At 32.3% G+C, this 15,254-nt stretch carries 12 protein-coding genes; all 12 read left to right on the top strand.

Annotated features, from left to right (window positions below; translation table 11 throughout):
* Nucleotides 1-34 precede the first annotated feature (34 nt).
* The 12 genes from hslU (at nt 35) to BDW25_RS01995 (ending at nt 15,169) form a co-directional block, all read left to right on the top strand.
* Complete coding sequence (gene hslU / locus BDW25_RS02045) at nt 35-1,435, top strand: ATP-dependent protease ATPase subunit HslU (RefSeq protein ID WP_017174599.1); 1,401 nt, start codon at nt 35-37, stop codon at nt 1,433-1,435.
* A 21-nt stretch (nt 1,436-1,456) separates the two neighbouring features.
* Nucleotides 1,457-2,233, top strand: coding sequence for a GTP-sensing pleiotropic transcriptional regulator CodY (gene codY / locus BDW25_RS02040; RefSeq protein WP_017174600.1), 777 nt, complete (start codon nt 1,457-1,459; stop codon nt 2,231-2,233).
* Between the two features lie 69 nt (nt 2,234-2,302).
* The gene (locus BDW25_RS11110) at nt 2,303-2,434 is read left to right on the top strand and encodes a hypothetical protein (protein ID WP_256096029.1); all 132 of its coding nucleotides are present in this window, start codon (nt 2,303-2,305) and stop codon (nt 2,432-2,434) included.
* Between the two features lie 19 nt (nt 2,435-2,453).
* Nucleotides 2,454-3,242, top strand: a complete 789-nt coding sequence (gene rpsB, locus BDW25_RS02035; RefSeq protein ID WP_002448842.1) for a 30S ribosomal protein S2 — start codon at nt 2,454-2,456, stop codon at nt 3,240-3,242.
* Between the two features lie 172 nt (nt 3,243-3,414).
* Nucleotides 3,415-4,293, top strand: coding sequence for a translation elongation factor Ts (gene tsf, locus BDW25_RS02030; RefSeq protein WP_017174601.1), 879 nt, complete (start codon nt 3,415-3,417; stop codon nt 4,291-4,293).
* Between the two features lie 138 nt (nt 4,294-4,431).
* Nucleotides 4,432-5,154: a UMP kinase gene (gene pyrH / locus BDW25_RS02025; RefSeq protein WP_017174602.1), complete on the top strand. Its 723-nt coding sequence runs from the start codon at nt 4,432-4,434 to the stop codon at nt 5,152-5,154.
* A gap of 16 nt (nt 5,155-5,170) precedes the next feature.
* On the top strand, nt 5,171-5,725 hold the full coding sequence (gene frr / locus BDW25_RS02020; RefSeq protein WP_017174603.1) for a ribosome recycling factor: 555 nt from the start codon (nt 5,171-5,173) through the stop codon (nt 5,723-5,725).
* Nucleotides 5,726-5,910: 185 nt separating this feature from the next.
* Nucleotides 5,911-6,681: an isoprenyl transferase gene (locus tag BDW25_RS02015; protein ID WP_049420551.1), complete on the top strand. Its 771-nt coding sequence runs from the start codon at nt 5,911-5,913 to the stop codon at nt 6,679-6,681.
* A gap of 3 nt (nt 6,682-6,684) precedes the next feature.
* Nucleotides 6,685-7,467 (top strand): phosphatidate cytidylyltransferase, encoded by a 783-nt coding sequence (locus BDW25_RS02010; protein WP_049382496.1) that lies wholly within the window; start codon nt 6,685-6,687, stop codon nt 7,465-7,467.
* Nucleotides 7,468-7,686: 219 nt separating this feature from the next.
* Nucleotides 7,687-8,973, top strand: coding sequence for an RIP metalloprotease RseP (rseP, locus tag BDW25_RS02005; RefSeq protein WP_017174606.1), 1,287 nt, complete (start codon nt 7,687-7,689; stop codon nt 8,971-8,973).
* Between the two features lie 16 nt (nt 8,974-8,989).
* Complete coding sequence (locus BDW25_RS02000; RefSeq protein ID WP_133944729.1) at nt 8,990-10,690, top strand: proline--tRNA ligase; 1,701 nt, start codon at nt 8,990-8,992, stop codon at nt 10,688-10,690.
* A gap of 168 nt (nt 10,691-10,858) precedes the next feature.
* Nucleotides 10,859-15,169 (top strand): PolC-type DNA polymerase III, encoded by a 4,311-nt coding sequence (locus BDW25_RS01995; RefSeq protein ID WP_133944864.1) that lies wholly within the window; start codon nt 10,859-10,861, stop codon nt 15,167-15,169.
* Nucleotides 15,170-15,254: the final 85 nt, after the last annotated feature.

The raw sequence follows: 15,254 nt of genomic DNA, 5'->3' as shown, positions 1-15,254 counted from the left end.
ATATGGACATACATTAAGGTGGAGGTAATAGTAAATGGATGCAAACGGTATAAAATTAACACCTAAAGATATCGTATCTAAATTGGACGAATATATTGTAGGTCAAGAAGATGCAAAACGTAAAGTAGCAATCGCGTTAAGAAATAGATACAGAAGAAGTCTTCTTGATGAAGAAACTAAGCAAGAAATTGCACCCAAAAATATTTTAATGATTGGCCCAACTGGTGTAGGTAAAACAGAAATTGCACGCCGTATGGCAAAAGTCGTAGGTGCACCATTCATTAAAGTAGAAGCTACAAAATTCACTGAAGTTGGATATGTTGGACGTGATGTAGAAAGTATGGTTAGAGACTTGGTGGACGTGTCTGTAAGACTCGTAAAAGAGCAAAAGAAATCATTAGTTGAAGATGAAGCAACACAAAAAGCTAATGAAAAATTAGTAAAATTACTTGTTCCTAGTATGAAGAAAAAAGCAGCTCAAAATAATAATCCACTTGAATCTCTTTTAGGTGGTGCTATTCCTAATTTTAATCAGAATGACGAGGAAGAAGAAGCCCCTACAGAAGAAATCAAAACAAAACGGTCAGAAATAAGACAACAACTTTTAGCAGGTAAGCTAGAAGAAGAAAAAGTTAGAATCAAAGTTGAACAAGACCCTGGCGCATTAGGAATGTTAGGCACGAGTCAAAATCAACAAATGCAAGATATGATGAATCAATTGATGCCTAAACGAAAAGTAGAAAGAGAAGTACCAGTAAAAACAGCACGTAAAATTCTTACTGATGATTTTGCAGATGAATTAATTGATCAAGAAACTGCTAATCAAGAAGCTTTAGAATTAGCAGAACAAATGGGAATTATCTTTATCGATGAGATTGATAAAGTCGCTACAAACAATTCCAATAGTGGTCAAGATGTATCAAGACAAGGTGTTCAAAGAGATATATTACCAATCCTTGAAGGTAGCATGATTCAAACTAAGTATGGTACTGTAAATACTGAGCACATGCTATTTATTGGTGCTGGCGCTTTCCATGTTTCTAAACCAAGTGACTTGATTCCTGAGTTACAAGGGCGTTTTCCAATTCGAGTTGAACTTGAAAGCTTAACAGTCAATGATTTCTATAGAATATTGACTGAACCTAAGTTATCTCTTATAAAGCAGTATGAAGCACTGTTAAAAACTGAAGAAGTTACGGTCAACTTCTCTGATGAAGCGATAACACGATTAGCTGAAATGGCATATCAAGTGAATCAAGATACAGACAATATTGGTGCACGTCGATTACACACTATTTTAGAAAAAATGTTAGAAGATTTATCTTTTGAAGCACCAAATATGCCAAATGCAGTAGTAGATATAACACCACAGTATGTTGATGATAAGTTGAAATCTATTTCAACAAACAAAGATTTAAGTGCATTTATTTTATAATATAAATAAAGGAGAAATTTTATGAGCTTATTATCTAAAACTAGAGAATTAAATACATTATTACAAAAACATAAAGGCATTGCGGTAGACTTTAAAGATGTTGCTCAGACTATTAGTAATGTAACTGTTACAAATGTCTTCATCGTTTCTCGTAGAGGTAAAATTTTAGGTTCAAGTTTAAATGAACTTTTAAAGAGTGAACGAATTAGTAATATGTTGACTGAAAGTAAACATATTCCAAGTGAATACACTGAACTACTTATGCAAGTTCAACAAACTGAAGCGAATATTGATATTGATTCAGACTTGACAGTATTCCCTCCAGAACACAGAGATGTATTTATTAATAGTAGAACAACCATCTTCCCGATTTTAGGGGGAGGCGAACGCTTAGGTACACTGATTCTAGGAAGAGTTAAAGATGACTTTAATGAAAATGATTTAGTGCTTGGCGAATACGCTGCAACTGTTATTGGTATGGAAATTTTACGTGAGAAACATAATGAAGTTGAGAAAGAAGCACGTGATAAAGCTGCTATTACAATGGCAATCAATTCATTATCTTATTCTGAAAAAGAAGCGATTGAACATATTTTTGAGGAACTTGGTGGTAATGAAGGTCTATTAATTGCATCTAAAGTAGCAGATAGAGTAGGTATTACACGTTCTGTAATTGTAAATGCGTTACGTAAATTAGAAAGTGCTGGTGTAATAGAATCACGATCTCTTGGCATGAAAGGTACATTTATTAAAGTTAAAAAAGAAAAATTCTTAGATGAACTTAATCGAAGTGAATAAATATTTTTTAAAACTACTATCTATCTATTAAAATTAAGATAGTAGTTTTTTATTTTACACAGTTAAAAAATGTTGCGTAATGATTCTAGATATGATATTATTATTGACGGCTATAAAGCCAATACACACGTAGTGAATGTAAATATAAAGGGTGCAGTCTTAAGTATTGTCTTTATATTAGTTTACTATGGAGGTAATTAACCAATAGGAGGAATTTAACATGGCAGTAATTTCAATGAAACAATTACTAGAAGCCGGTGTTCACTTCGGTCACCAAACACGCCGTTGGAACCCAAAAATGAAAAAATATATCTTTACTGAAAGAAATGGTATTTATATCATTGACTTACAAAAAACAGTAAAAAAAGTTGAAGAAGCTTATAACTTCTTAAAACAAGTATCTGAAGATGGCGGTAAAGTCTTATTCGTAGGTACTAAAAAACAAGCACAAGAATCAGTTAAAGCTGAAGCAGAACGTGCTGGTCAATTCTACGTTAACCAAAGATGGTTAGGTGGAATCTTAACTAATTATAAAACAATCTCAAAACGTATTAAACGTATTTCTGAAATTGAAAAAATGGAAGAAGACGGTTTATTTGACGTTTTACCTAAAAAAGAAGTTGTTGAACTTAAAAAAGAATATGACCGTTTAATCAAATTCTTAGGCGGTATTCGTGATATGAAATCTATGCCTCAAGCATTATTCGTAGTTGACCCTCGTAAAGAGCGCAATGCGATTGCTGAAGCACGTAAATTAAATATCCCTATCGTTGGTATCGTTGACACTAACTGTGATCCTGATGAAATCGACTATGTTATCCCAGCGAATGATGATGCTATTCGTGCCGTTAAATTATTAACTGGTAAAATGGCTGACGCTGTCTTAGAAGGTCAACAAGGTATTTCAAACGATGAAGTAGCTGCAGAACAAAACATCGATTTAGATGAAAGTGAAGAAACTCAAAAAGCAGAATCAACTGAAGAAAATACTACTGTTGAATCAAACTAAGATATAGTTAAATGGGTGATAAGATGTAATGCTTATCGCCCTTTTTTTAAAATAACCTTAATTTAAAAAATTATTAATAAATCGTAATAGAGTATTGGAAATAATAGTACCTTTAATGGTAATATTTAAATATCATCTATTATTACAATTAGACATATTGGAGGAATAATTAATGGCAATTTCAGCAAAACTTGTAAAAGAATTACGTGAAAGAACTGGCGCAGGTATGATGGATTGTAAAAAAGCGCTAACTGAAACTGATGGAGATATCGATAAAGCAATCGACTACTTACGTGAAAAAGGTATTGCTAAAGCAGCTAAAAAAGCTGATCGAATCGCTGCTGAAGGTTTAGTACATGTAGAAGTAAAAGGTAATGAAGCAGCAATCGTTGAAATTAACTCTGAAACTGATTTCGTTGCTCGAAACGAAGGATTCCAAGAATTAGTTAAAGAAATTGCTAATCAAATCCTTGAAAGTAAAGCTGAAACAGTAGAAGCTTTATTAGAAACTAAATTAGCAAGTGGTCAAACAGTTGATGAAAGAATGAAAGAGGCTATCTCAACAATCGGTGAAAAATTAAGCATCCGTCGTTTTGCTATTAGAACTAAATCTGATAACGATGCTTTTGGTGCATACTTACACATGGGTGGACGTATCGGTGTATTGACTGTTGTTGAAGGTTCTACTGATGAAGAAGCAGCTAAAGATGTAGCAATGCACATCGCTGCAATTAATCCTAAATATGTTTCTTCAGATCAAGTAAGTGACGAAGAAATTAATCACGAAAGAGAAGTATTAAAACAACAAGCATTAAATGAAGGTAAACCTGAAAATATCGTTGAAAAAATGGTTGAAGGTCGTTTACGTAAATATCTTCAAGAAATTTGTGCTGTTGACCAAAACTTCGTTAAAGACCCAGATCAAACAGTTGAAGCTTTCTTAAAATCTAAAGGCGGTAAATTAGCTGACTTCGTACGTTATGAAGTAGGCGAAGGTATGGAAAAACGCGAAGAAAACTTTGCTGATGAAGTTAAAGGTCAAATGAAATAATTTGTTCACATTATTCTAACAAGAAAGAAGACACCTTTAAGGAATTCTATATAATAAAATTCTTTTATTATAGAAGACCATTAGTGTCTTCTTTACTTGTATATATTACATATCATTAATCATAGAGAGGAAAAAATAATGGCGCAGACTTCTAAATATAAACGTGTAGTACTGAAACTTAGTGGTGAAGCACTTGCAGGTGAAAAAGGTTTTGGTATCAATCCTATCATCATTAAAAGTGTAGCAAAACAAGTCGCTGAAGTAGCTAAAATGGATTGTGAAATAGCTGTTATCGTTGGTGGCGGTAATATTTGGAGAGGTAAAACAGGTAGCGATTTAGGCATGGACCGTGGTACAGCTGATTATATGGGCATGCTTGCTACTGTAATGAATGCATTGGCATTACAAGATAGTTTAGAGCAATTAGATTGTGATACACGAGTATTAACTTCAATTGAAATGAAACAGGTTGCTGAGCCTTATATTCGTCGTCGCGCAATTAGACATTTAGAGAAAAAACGCGTAGTTATTTTTGCAGCTGGTATTGGTAATCCATACTTCTCTACTGACACAACTGCAGCACTACGTGCAGCTGAAGTAGAGGCCGATGTCATTTTAATGGGTAAAAATAATGTTGATGGTGTGTATTCTGCCGATCCAAAAATTGATAAAAATGCTGTAAAATATGATCATCTAACACATATTCAAATGTTACAAGAAGGCCTACAAGTTATGGATTCAACTGCTTCTTCATTCTGTATGGATAATAACATTCCATTAAATGTATTCTCTATTATGGAAGAAGGCAATATTAAACGTGCCGTTATGGGCGAAAAAATTGGTACATTAATTACTAAATAATTAGAGGTGTAAATGTATGAGTGAGATAATTCAAGATACAAAATCTAGAATGAAAAAATCAATTGAAAATTTATCACGTGAATTAGCTAATATTAGTGCAGGTAGAGCGAATTCTAATTTATTAAATGGAGTAAATGTTGATTATTATGGTGCGCCAACACCAGTTCAACAGTTAGCGAGTATAAACGTGCCTGAAGCACGCTTACTTGTCATTTCTCCATATGATAAATCATCTGTAGCTGATATTGAAAAAGCGATTATTGCTGCTAACCTAGGTGTGAACCCTACTAGTGACGGTGAAGTTATTCGTATCACTGTTCCTGCTTTAACTGAAGAACGCCGTAAAGAATTAGTTAAAAATGTTAAAAAAATCGGTGAAGATTCAAAAGTTTCAATCCGTAATATTCGTCGTGATATCAATGATCAATTGAAAAAAGACGAAAAAAATGGAGACATTACTGAAGATGATTTAAGAAGCCAAACAGAAGATGTTCAAAAAGTAACAGACAATTCAATTAAAGAAATTGATAATTTAGTTGATGAAAAAGAAAAAGATATTATGTCTGTTTAATATTTCATCATACTCTTCTATGACAAGATTATAAATTGTTTTAGTCTAAACTGTGCCAAGTCAGACTTTGGTACAGTTTTTTAATTTGCTTATTCAATGCCATTATTTAGTATGATAAAATGATAGATGATTTCTTAAATAACCTATATAATATAACAGAAATGATCAGGCTCGGAGGAAAGACCATGTTTAGAAAGCTAATAAAAAGAAATAAGACTAAAATCAATCAAAATGATGATTTAGATATACATAATTTACCTGAACATATAGCAATTATCATGGACGGAAATGGTCGTTGGGCAAAAAAGCGTAAAATGCCTAGAATTAAAGGTCACTATGAAGGTATGCAAACCATAAAAAAAGTGACACGTGAAGCAAGTCATTTAGGTATTAAATATTTAACTTTATACGCTTTTTCAACGGAAAATTGGTCAAGACCTGAAAGTGAAGTTAATTATATCATGAATTTACCTGTGAATTTTTTAAAAACATTTCTACCAGAACTTGTAGAGAAAAATGTTAAGATAGAAACTATTGGTTTTTTAGATGCAATACCCCAATCAACAATTGAGGCGATTAATTATGCTAAAGAAAAAACCAAAAATAATACAGGATTGAAATTAGTATTTGCCATTAATTATGGTGGACGAGCTGAACTTGTTCAAAGTATGAAATCAATTTATGATGAACTTCAACGTAATGGTCAAAACAGTGATGATATTGATGAATTGATGATTTCCAAACATTTAATGACCCATCCATATCCAGATCCAGATTTATTAATACGTACATCTGGAGAACAACGCCTTAGTAACTTCTTAATTTGGCAGGCTTCGTATAGTGAATTTATTTTTAATGAGAAGTTATGGCCAGACTTTGATGGTGAAGAATTAAAACAATGTATAAAAATATATCAATCTCGCCAAAGACGTTTTGGAGGATTAAGTGAGGAGTAATTTATGAAAGTAAGAACATTGACCGCGATTATAGCATTGCTTATTTTTCTACCTATATTATTAAAAGGTGGAACTATTTTAATGCTTTTTGCTTATTTGCTGGCGCTCATTGCTTTAAAAGAATTGTTAAATATGAATATGATTAAATTTTTATCAATTCCAGGTATTTTCAGTGCTATAGCGCTTATTATTATTATGCTTCCTCAGTCTTCCGGAGATTGGGTGAGTGATGTTCAATTAAAAAGTTTAATTGCAATGAGCTTCATACTATTAAGTTATACTGTACTTTCGAAAAACAGATTTAGCTTTATGGACGCTGCATTTTGTTTAATGTCTGTAGCATACGTTGGAATAGGATTTATGTATTTTTATGCTACACGTTCTTATGGTTTACATTATATACTTTTTGCATTTTTAATCGTATGGTTAACAGATACTGGCGCATATATATTTGGACGATTAATGGGAAAACACAAACTATGGCCAGTTATTAGTCCAAACAAAACGATTGAAGGTTTTATTGGAGGACTCATTTGTAGTTTAATTGTTCCACTTGTAATGATGTTTTTTGTAGATTTTCATCTAAATATTTGGTTGTTATTATTAATTACAATTATTTTAAGTGTATTTGGTCAATTAGGTGACTTAGTAGAATCTGGTTTTAAACGTCATTTTGGTGTTAAAGATTCAGGCAGAATCTTGCCAGGACATGGCGGTATTTTAGATAGATTTGATAGCTTTATGTTTGTTTTACCACTGTTAAACATTCTATTACTACAAATGTAATAAAAAATTAACGTTTTATTTATTTATGAAAAGCATATAATGATATAATTGAGGAGTTATTGAGTTCACATTTGATTAATATTATACAATCGTGTACTTTATAGCTCTTTTTTTAAAACTGTTTTTTTATACTAGAAATTATTATAAAATTTAAAATTTAAAATCTAAAATCTTATAATCTAGATAATTTAAATATTAAAATTAATTGAGGTGTTGTAAGTGAGTTATTTAATCACAATCGTCTCATTTATTATCGTATTTGGTGTACTCGTTACAGTACATGAATATGGACATATGTTTTTTGCAAAACGTGCAGGTATTATGTGTCCAGAATTTGCGATTGGAATGGGACCCAAAATTTTCAGTTTCCGTAAAGATGAAACGTTATATACAATACGTTTACTTCCAGTTGGTGGATATGTAAGAATGGCAGGAGATGGATTAGAAGAACCACCCGTTCAGCCAGGAATGAATGTTAAAATAAAACTAAATGAACAAGATGAAATTACACATATTATTTTAGATGATCAACATAAATTCCAAAAAATTGAAGCGATTGAAGTTAAACGATGTGATTTTAAAGATGATTTATATATTGAAGGTATTACAGCATATGATAATGAAAGACATCATTTTAATATTGCTAAAAAAGCTTACTTTGTTGAAAATGGTAGTTTAATTCAAATTGCACCAAGGCATCGTCAATTTACACATAAAAAACCATTACCTAAGTTTTTAACTTTATTTGCGGGCCCATTATTTAACTTTATTTTAGCTCTCGTACTATTTATTGGCTTAGCTTATTATCAAGGTACGCCTACCCCTACAGTAAAACAATTAGCAGACAATTATCCAGCACAAGAAGCTGGATTAAAAGCTGGAGATAAAATTGTTCAAGTTGGACACTATAAAATTAACGATTTTAGCGATATTCAAAGTGCACTTAATAAAACGAAAGACCATCAAACAACAATTAAAATTGTACGAGATGGTCACACCAAATCACTAGATGTTACACCTAAAAAACAAGTGATTAAACAGACAAAATTAAATTCTAAAACTTCTTATGTATTAGGTTTTCAACCTGCGAATGAACATTCACTATTTAAGCCATTAGCATTAGGCGTACAACAATTTTTAGATGCAAGTGTACTTATTTTTAAAGCAGTTGGAACAATGATTGGAAGTATTTTCACAGGTGGCTTTACTTTTGATATGTTAAATGGTCCAGTGGGTATTTATCACAATGTAGATTCTGTAGTAAAACAAGGTATTATTGCATTAACATACTATACGGCATTGCTGAGTGTTAACTTAGGGATTATGAACTTATTACCTATTCCAGCTTTAGATGGTGGTAGAATTTTATTTGTTATTTATGAAGCGATATTTAGAAGACCAGTAAACAAAAAAGCTGAAACTGCAATTATTGCTGTTGGAGCTATATTTGTAGTGATTATTATGGTCTTAGTCACTTGGAATGATATACAACGTTATTTCTTATAATTTAGGAGGATAAAAAATGAAACAATCGAAAGTCTTTATACCAACAATGAGAGAAGTCCCTTCTGAAGCTGAGGCTTTAAGTCATCAGTTGTTATTAAAAGCAGGTTTAATTAAACAAAGCACAAGTGGTATTTATAGTTATTTACCCTTAGCAACACGTGTACTAAATCATATTTCTAAAATCATTCGTGAAGAAATGGAAAATATTGATGCAGTTGAGATTTTAATGCCAGCATTGCAGCAAGCAGAACTTTGGGAAGAGTCGGGACGTTGGGGCGCTTATGGTCCTGAATTAATGCGATTAAAAGACCGTAATGGAAGAGAATTTGCTTTAGGACCTACTCACGAAGAAGTAGTGACTTCTATCGTTAGAGACGAATTAAAGTCTTATAAACAATTACCATTAACATTATTCCAAATTCAATCTAAGTTCCGTGATGAAAAACGTCCACGTTTTGGTTTATTACGTGGAAGAGAGTTCATCATGAAAGATGCTTATTCTTTCCATGCTGATGAAGCATCATTAGATCAAACATATCAAGAGATGTACAATGCTTATAGTCGTATTTTTAAACGTGTTGGAATTAATGCGCGTCCAGTAGTAGCTGATTCAGGTGCTATTGGCGGTAATCATACACATGAATTTATGGCTTTAAGTGAAATTGGTGAAGATACGATTGTGTATAGTGAAAATAGTGATTATGCAGCAAATATTGAAAAAGCTGAAGTTAAGTATTATCCAAATGAGAAACATACAGACATTAAATCACTAGAAAAAATAGAAACGCCAAATATTAAAACAGCTCAAGAATTGGCTGACTTTTTAAATCGTCCAATTGATGAAATTGTAAAAACAATGATTTTCAAAGTGGATGGAGAATTCATCATGTTCTTAGTAAGAGGCCATCACGAGCTCAATGATGTGAAGGTGAAAGCATACTTTGAAACTGATAATGTGGAAATGGCGACTCAAGATGAAATTGTAAATTTACTTGGAGCAAATCCTGGTTCATTAGGACCTATTCATAATAAAGACATTAAAATTATTGCTGATAATTTTGTTAAAGATTTAAATAACATAGTGGTAGGTGCTAATGAAGATGGCTATCACTATATTAATGCAAATGTTGAGCGTGATTTTAATATCGATGAATACGGAGACTTTAGATTTATTTTAGAAGGTGAACCGTTAAGTGATGGTTCTGGAAATGCAAAATTTGCAGAAGGTATTGAAGTTGGACAAGTATTTAAACTGGGAACGAAATATTCTGAAGCAATGAATGCTAAATTTTTAGATAATCAAGGTAAAGCGCAACCTTTAATTATGGGTTGCTATGGTATCGGAGTGTCTAGAACATTAAGTGCGATTGTTGAGCAAAATAATGATGAAAATGGTATTATTTGGCCAAAGTCAGTCACTCCATTTGATTTACATTTAATTACAATCAATCCTAAAAAAGAAGAACAACTTGAATTAGGAGATAAATTATACTCAGAATTACAATCTAAATATGATGTACTTTATGATGATCGTAAAGAGCGTGCAGGCGTTAAATTTAATGACGCTGATTTAATTGGTTTACCGATAAGAATTGTTGTAGGTAAAAATGCAAGTGAAGGTATTGTTGAAGTTAAAGTGCGTCAAACGGGTGAAAGTGAAGAAGTTCATGTTAATGAATTAGACAATCACATTGCTTCACTCTATGAAAAACTATAGGTGCACATGAATAAAAATGGTTGGAACATTTTGTTGTTTCCAACCTCTTTTATTGTTTTTATTAGTTAAACTGTAATCATGAAAAATAAATGTGAAAGTAGTATAATATAAATCAAGTTTTTTAAAGTAAATGATAAGTTCGAAATAAGGTGGTTATTCTTTGTGGCAATGACAAGTCAGGAAAAATTTAGAGTACTTGCCGATCAAATTAAGATTTCAAATCAATTGGATAAAGAAATACTTGAAAAAGGTGAACTCACACGAATAGATGTATCAAATAAAAATAGAAGTTGGGAATTTCAAATTACGTTACCTTATTTTCTTTCAAATGAAGATTATTTAATCTTTACTCATGCAATTAAAGAAGAGTTTAAAGATATTGCACATGTGGACTGGCATTTTACAATTCAAAATACATCGAATCAAGATGAACATGTGATTAAATATTTTGGACATTGTATTGAACACACAGCTTTATCACCAAAAGTGAAGGGTCAACTTAAACAAAAACGTTTAATTATGTCAGGTAATGTTTTAAAAGTAATGACTTCAAATGATATTGAAAGAAATCATTTTGATAAAGTATGTAATGGTAGTTTAGTAAAAGCATTTCAAAAATGTGGCTTTGATATAGATAAAGTAATATTTGAAACTGACGATTCGAATAGAGATGAAGATCTTGCTTCATTAGAGGCACATATTCAAGAAGAAGATCAACAAAGTGCTAAAGAAGCTACAGAAAAAATTGAAAAAATAAAAGCTGAAAAAGCAAAACAACAAGATAATAACGGTAGTAGTGTTGAAAAATGTCAAATAGGAAAGCCAATTCACGTTGAAAATATTAAACCTATTGAAACAATTATTGAAGAAGAATTTAAAGTAGCCATTGAAGGGGTTATCTTTGATATTAATATTAAAGAACTAAAAAGTGGACGTCACATCGTTGAACTTAAAGTGACAGACTATACAGATTCTTTAGTATTAAAAATGTTTACTAGAAAAAATAAGGATGATTTAAATCACTTTAAAGCCTTAAGTGTAGGTAAATGGGTACGTGCACAAGGTCGTATAGAAGAAGATACATTTGTCCGTGATTTAGTCATGATGATGTCAGATATTGAAGAAATCAAAAAGACACCTAAACAAGATAAAGCAGAAGAGAAACGTGTCGAATTTCATTTACATTCATCAATGAGTCAAATGGATGGTATTCCAAACATCAGCGCATATGTTAATCAGGCTGCAGCATGGGGACATAAAGCAATAGCTGTTACTGATCATAATGTGGTTCAAGCTTTTCCTGATGCTCATAGTGCAGCGGAAAAAAATGGAATTAAAATGATTTACGGGATGGAAGGCATGTTAGTCGATGATGGCGTGCCTATTGCCTATAAACCTACCGATAGAAATTTAAAAGATGCGACATATGTAGTGTTTGACGTCGAAACAACAGGTTTATCTAATCAATATGATCAAATTATTGAACTTGCTGCTGTCAAAGTTAAAGATGGCGAAATTATAGATAAATTTGAAAGATTTAGTAATCCACATGAAAAATTATCAGAAACAATAATTAATCTGACACACATTACAGATGACATGCTAGTGGATGCACCAGAAATTGAAGAAGTACTAACAGAATTTAAGGAATGGGTAGGAGATGCCATTTTTGTAGCGCATAATGCTTCATTCGATATGGGCTTTATTGATACAGGGTACGAACGATTAGGTTTTGGTCCATCAACTAATGGAGTGATTGATACCCTTGAATTATCACGTACTATTAACACTGAATATGGTAAACATGGGTTAAATTTCTTAGCTAAAAAATATGGCGTTGAACTCACTCAACACCATAGAGCGATTTATGATACTGAAGCAACAGCTTATATTTTCATTAAAATGGTTCAACAAATGAAAGAATTAGGTGTGGCTAATCATAAAGATATTAATAAAAAATTATCAAATGAAGATGCCTATAAACGTGCACGACCAACTCATGTCACACTCATAGTTCAAAATCAAGATGGACTTAAGAATTTATTTAAAATCGTAAGTGCTTCTTTAGTAAAATATTATTACAGAACACCTAGAATTCCACGATCATTATTAAATGAATATCGAGAAGGCATTTTAGTTGGTACAGCTTGTGATGAAGGGGAATTATTTACAGCTGTGATGCAACGTGATCAATCTGAAGTTGAAAAAATAGCAAAGTATTATGATTTTATAGAAGTACAACCACCTAAACTTTATCAAGATTTAATCGATCGTGAATTAATTCGTGATACTGAAACATTGTATGAAATATATGATCGTATTTTAAAAGCGGGAGAAAGTACAGGAATACCTGTGATAGCTACTGGTAATGCTCATTACCTATTTGAGCATGATGCTATTGCTCGTAAAATTTTAATTGCATCACAACCAGGTAATCCATTAAATCGTTCCACACTTCCAGAAGCACATTTTAGAACAACAGATGAAATGTTAGATGAATTTCATTTCTTAGGAGAAGATAAAGCCTATGATATTGTTGTTAAAAATACAAATGAATTAGCAGACCGAATTGAGAAAGTAATTCCAATTAAAGATCAATTATTTACGCCACGTATGGAGGGCGCTAATGAAGAAATACGTGAGTTAAGCTATACAAATGCAAAAAAATTGTATGGTGATGACTTACCGCAAATTGTAATTGATCGTCTCGAAAAAGAATTAGATAGTATTATTGGTAATGGCTTTTCAGTTATCTATCTTATATCACAACGGTTAGTTAAAAAATCATTAGATGATGGATATTTGGTAGGGTCACGTGGTTCTGTAGGTTCGAGCTTTGTTGCAACAATGACAGAGATTACAGAAGTGAATCCGCTCCCTCCACACTATATATGTCCACATTGTAAGACGAGTGAATTTTTTGATGATGGATCGGTAGGTTCTGGATTCGACTTACCTGATAAAACGTGTGAAACATGTGGTGGCGAATTAATTAAAGAAGGTCAAGATATTCCATTTGAGACTTTCTTAGGATTTAAAGGAGATAAAGTCCCAGATATTGACTTGAACTTTAGTGGTGAATATCAACCGCATGCTCATAACTATACGAAAGTACTTTTTGGAGAAGATAAAGTATTCCGAGCAGGTACAATTGGTACAGTGGCTGAAAAAACGGCATTTGGTTTCGTTAAAGGATATCTAAATGATCAAGGTATTCATAAACGTGGTGCGGAAATCGATAGACTTGTCAAAGGATGTACAGGTGTTAAACGTACGACTGGACAGCATCCAGGAGGAATTATTGTAGTTCCTGATTATATGGATATTTACGATTTTACACCGATACAATATCCAGCAGATGATCAAAGTGCACCTTGGATGACAACACACTTTGATTTCCACTCGATTCATGATAATGTGTTAAAACTTGATATACTTGGACACGATGATCCTACAATGATACGTATGTTACAGGATTTATCGGGTATCGATCCTAAAACGATTCCTGTTGATGATAAGGAGACAATGCAAATATTTAGTAGTCCGGCCTCTTTAGGTGTAACAGAAGAGGATATTTTATGTAAGACAGGCACATTTGGTGTACCTGAATTTGGTACAGGTTTCGTTCGTCAAATGTTAGAAGACACTAAGCCAACAACATTTTCTGAACTTGTACAAATTTCAGGATTATCACATGGTACCGATGTGTGGCTTGGTAATGCGCAAGAGTTAATTCGATCAGGCATCTGCGATTTATCCAGTGTAATTGGTTGTCGTGACGATATTATGGTATATCTTATGTATGCTGGACTTGAACCATCAATGGCCTTCAAAACAATGGAGTCTGTGCGTAAAGGTAAAGGACTTACAGATGAAATGATAGATGCAATGAAAGCGAATGATGTACCTGATTGGTATTTAGATTCATGCTTAAAAATTAAATACATGTTCCCTAAAGCTCACGCAGCTGCTTATGTACTTATGGCTGTACGTATTGCATACTTTAAAGTGCATCATCCGTTATACTATTATGCAGCATATTTTACAATTCGTGCATCAGACTTTGATTTAATTACAATGATTAAAGATAAAGAAAGTATTAAGAACACAGTTAAAGATATGTATTCTCGTTATATGGATTTAGGAAAAAAAGAAAAAGATGTATTAACAGTATTAGAAATAATGAATGAAATGGCACATCGTGGATTTAAAATGCAGCCGATTAGCTTAGAAAAAAGTCAAGCTTTTGATTTTATTATTGAAGATGATACATTGATCCCACCATTTATTGCTGTGCCAGGATTAGGTGAAAACGTAGCTAAACGTATTGTTGAGGCACGTGAAGACGGGCCGTTTTTATCCAAAGAAGACCTTAATAAAAAAGCAGGTTTATCTCAAAAAATTATTGAATACCTTGATGATTTAGGTTCATTACCAGATTTACCAGATAAAGCACAGTTGTCCATTTTTGATATGTAAATGGAGAACTTAGATGTATTAATAGTAGCTTCATTTGTTTAAGCATATAAAGTATGTTATAATTAATTTGTGTAAAAATTTAGAC

It is taken from the genome of Staphylococcus sp. AtDRG32 (assembly GCF_004365845.1).
Lineage (GTDB): Bacteria > Bacillota > Bacilli > Staphylococcales > Staphylococcaceae > Staphylococcus > Staphylococcus hominis.
Note: the sequence above shows the minus strand (reverse complement) of the source record. Positions and strands in the feature narration are given on the sequence as shown.

Coding starts and splice junctions, on each gene's coding strand:
- BDW25_RS02010 (WP_049382496.1), top strand. CDS start 6,685: ATGAAAGTAAGAACATTGACCGCGATTATAGCATTGCTTATTTTTCTA.
- codY (WP_017174600.1), top strand. CDS start 1,457: ATGAGCTTATTATCTAAAACTAGAGAATTAAATACATTATTACAAAAA.
- BDW25_RS02000 (WP_133944729.1), top strand. CDS start 8,990: ATGAAACAATCGAAAGTCTTTATACCAACAATGAGAGAAGTCCCTTCT.
- BDW25_RS11110 (WP_256096029.1), top strand. CDS start 2,303: ATGTTGCGTAATGATTCTAGATATGATATTATTATTGACGGCTATAAA.
- BDW25_RS01995 (WP_133944864.1), top strand. CDS start 10,859: ATGACAAGTCAGGAAAAATTTAGAGTACTTGCCGATCAAATTAAGATT.
- pyrH (WP_017174602.1), top strand. CDS start 4,432: ATGGCGCAGACTTCTAAATATAAACGTGTAGTACTGAAACTTAGTGGT.
- hslU (WP_017174599.1), top strand. CDS start 35: ATGGATGCAAACGGTATAAAATTAACACCTAAAGATATCGTATCTAAA.
- frr (WP_017174603.1), top strand. CDS start 5,171: ATGAGTGAGATAATTCAAGATACAAAATCTAGAATGAAAAAATCAATT.
- tsf (WP_017174601.1), top strand. CDS start 3,415: ATGGCAATTTCAGCAAAACTTGTAAAAGAATTACGTGAAAGAACTGGC.
- BDW25_RS02015 (WP_049420551.1), top strand. CDS start 5,911: ATGTTTAGAAAGCTAATAAAAAGAAATAAGACTAAAATCAATCAAAAT.
- rpsB (WP_002448842.1), top strand. CDS start 2,454: ATGGCAGTAATTTCAATGAAACAATTACTAGAAGCCGGTGTTCACTTC.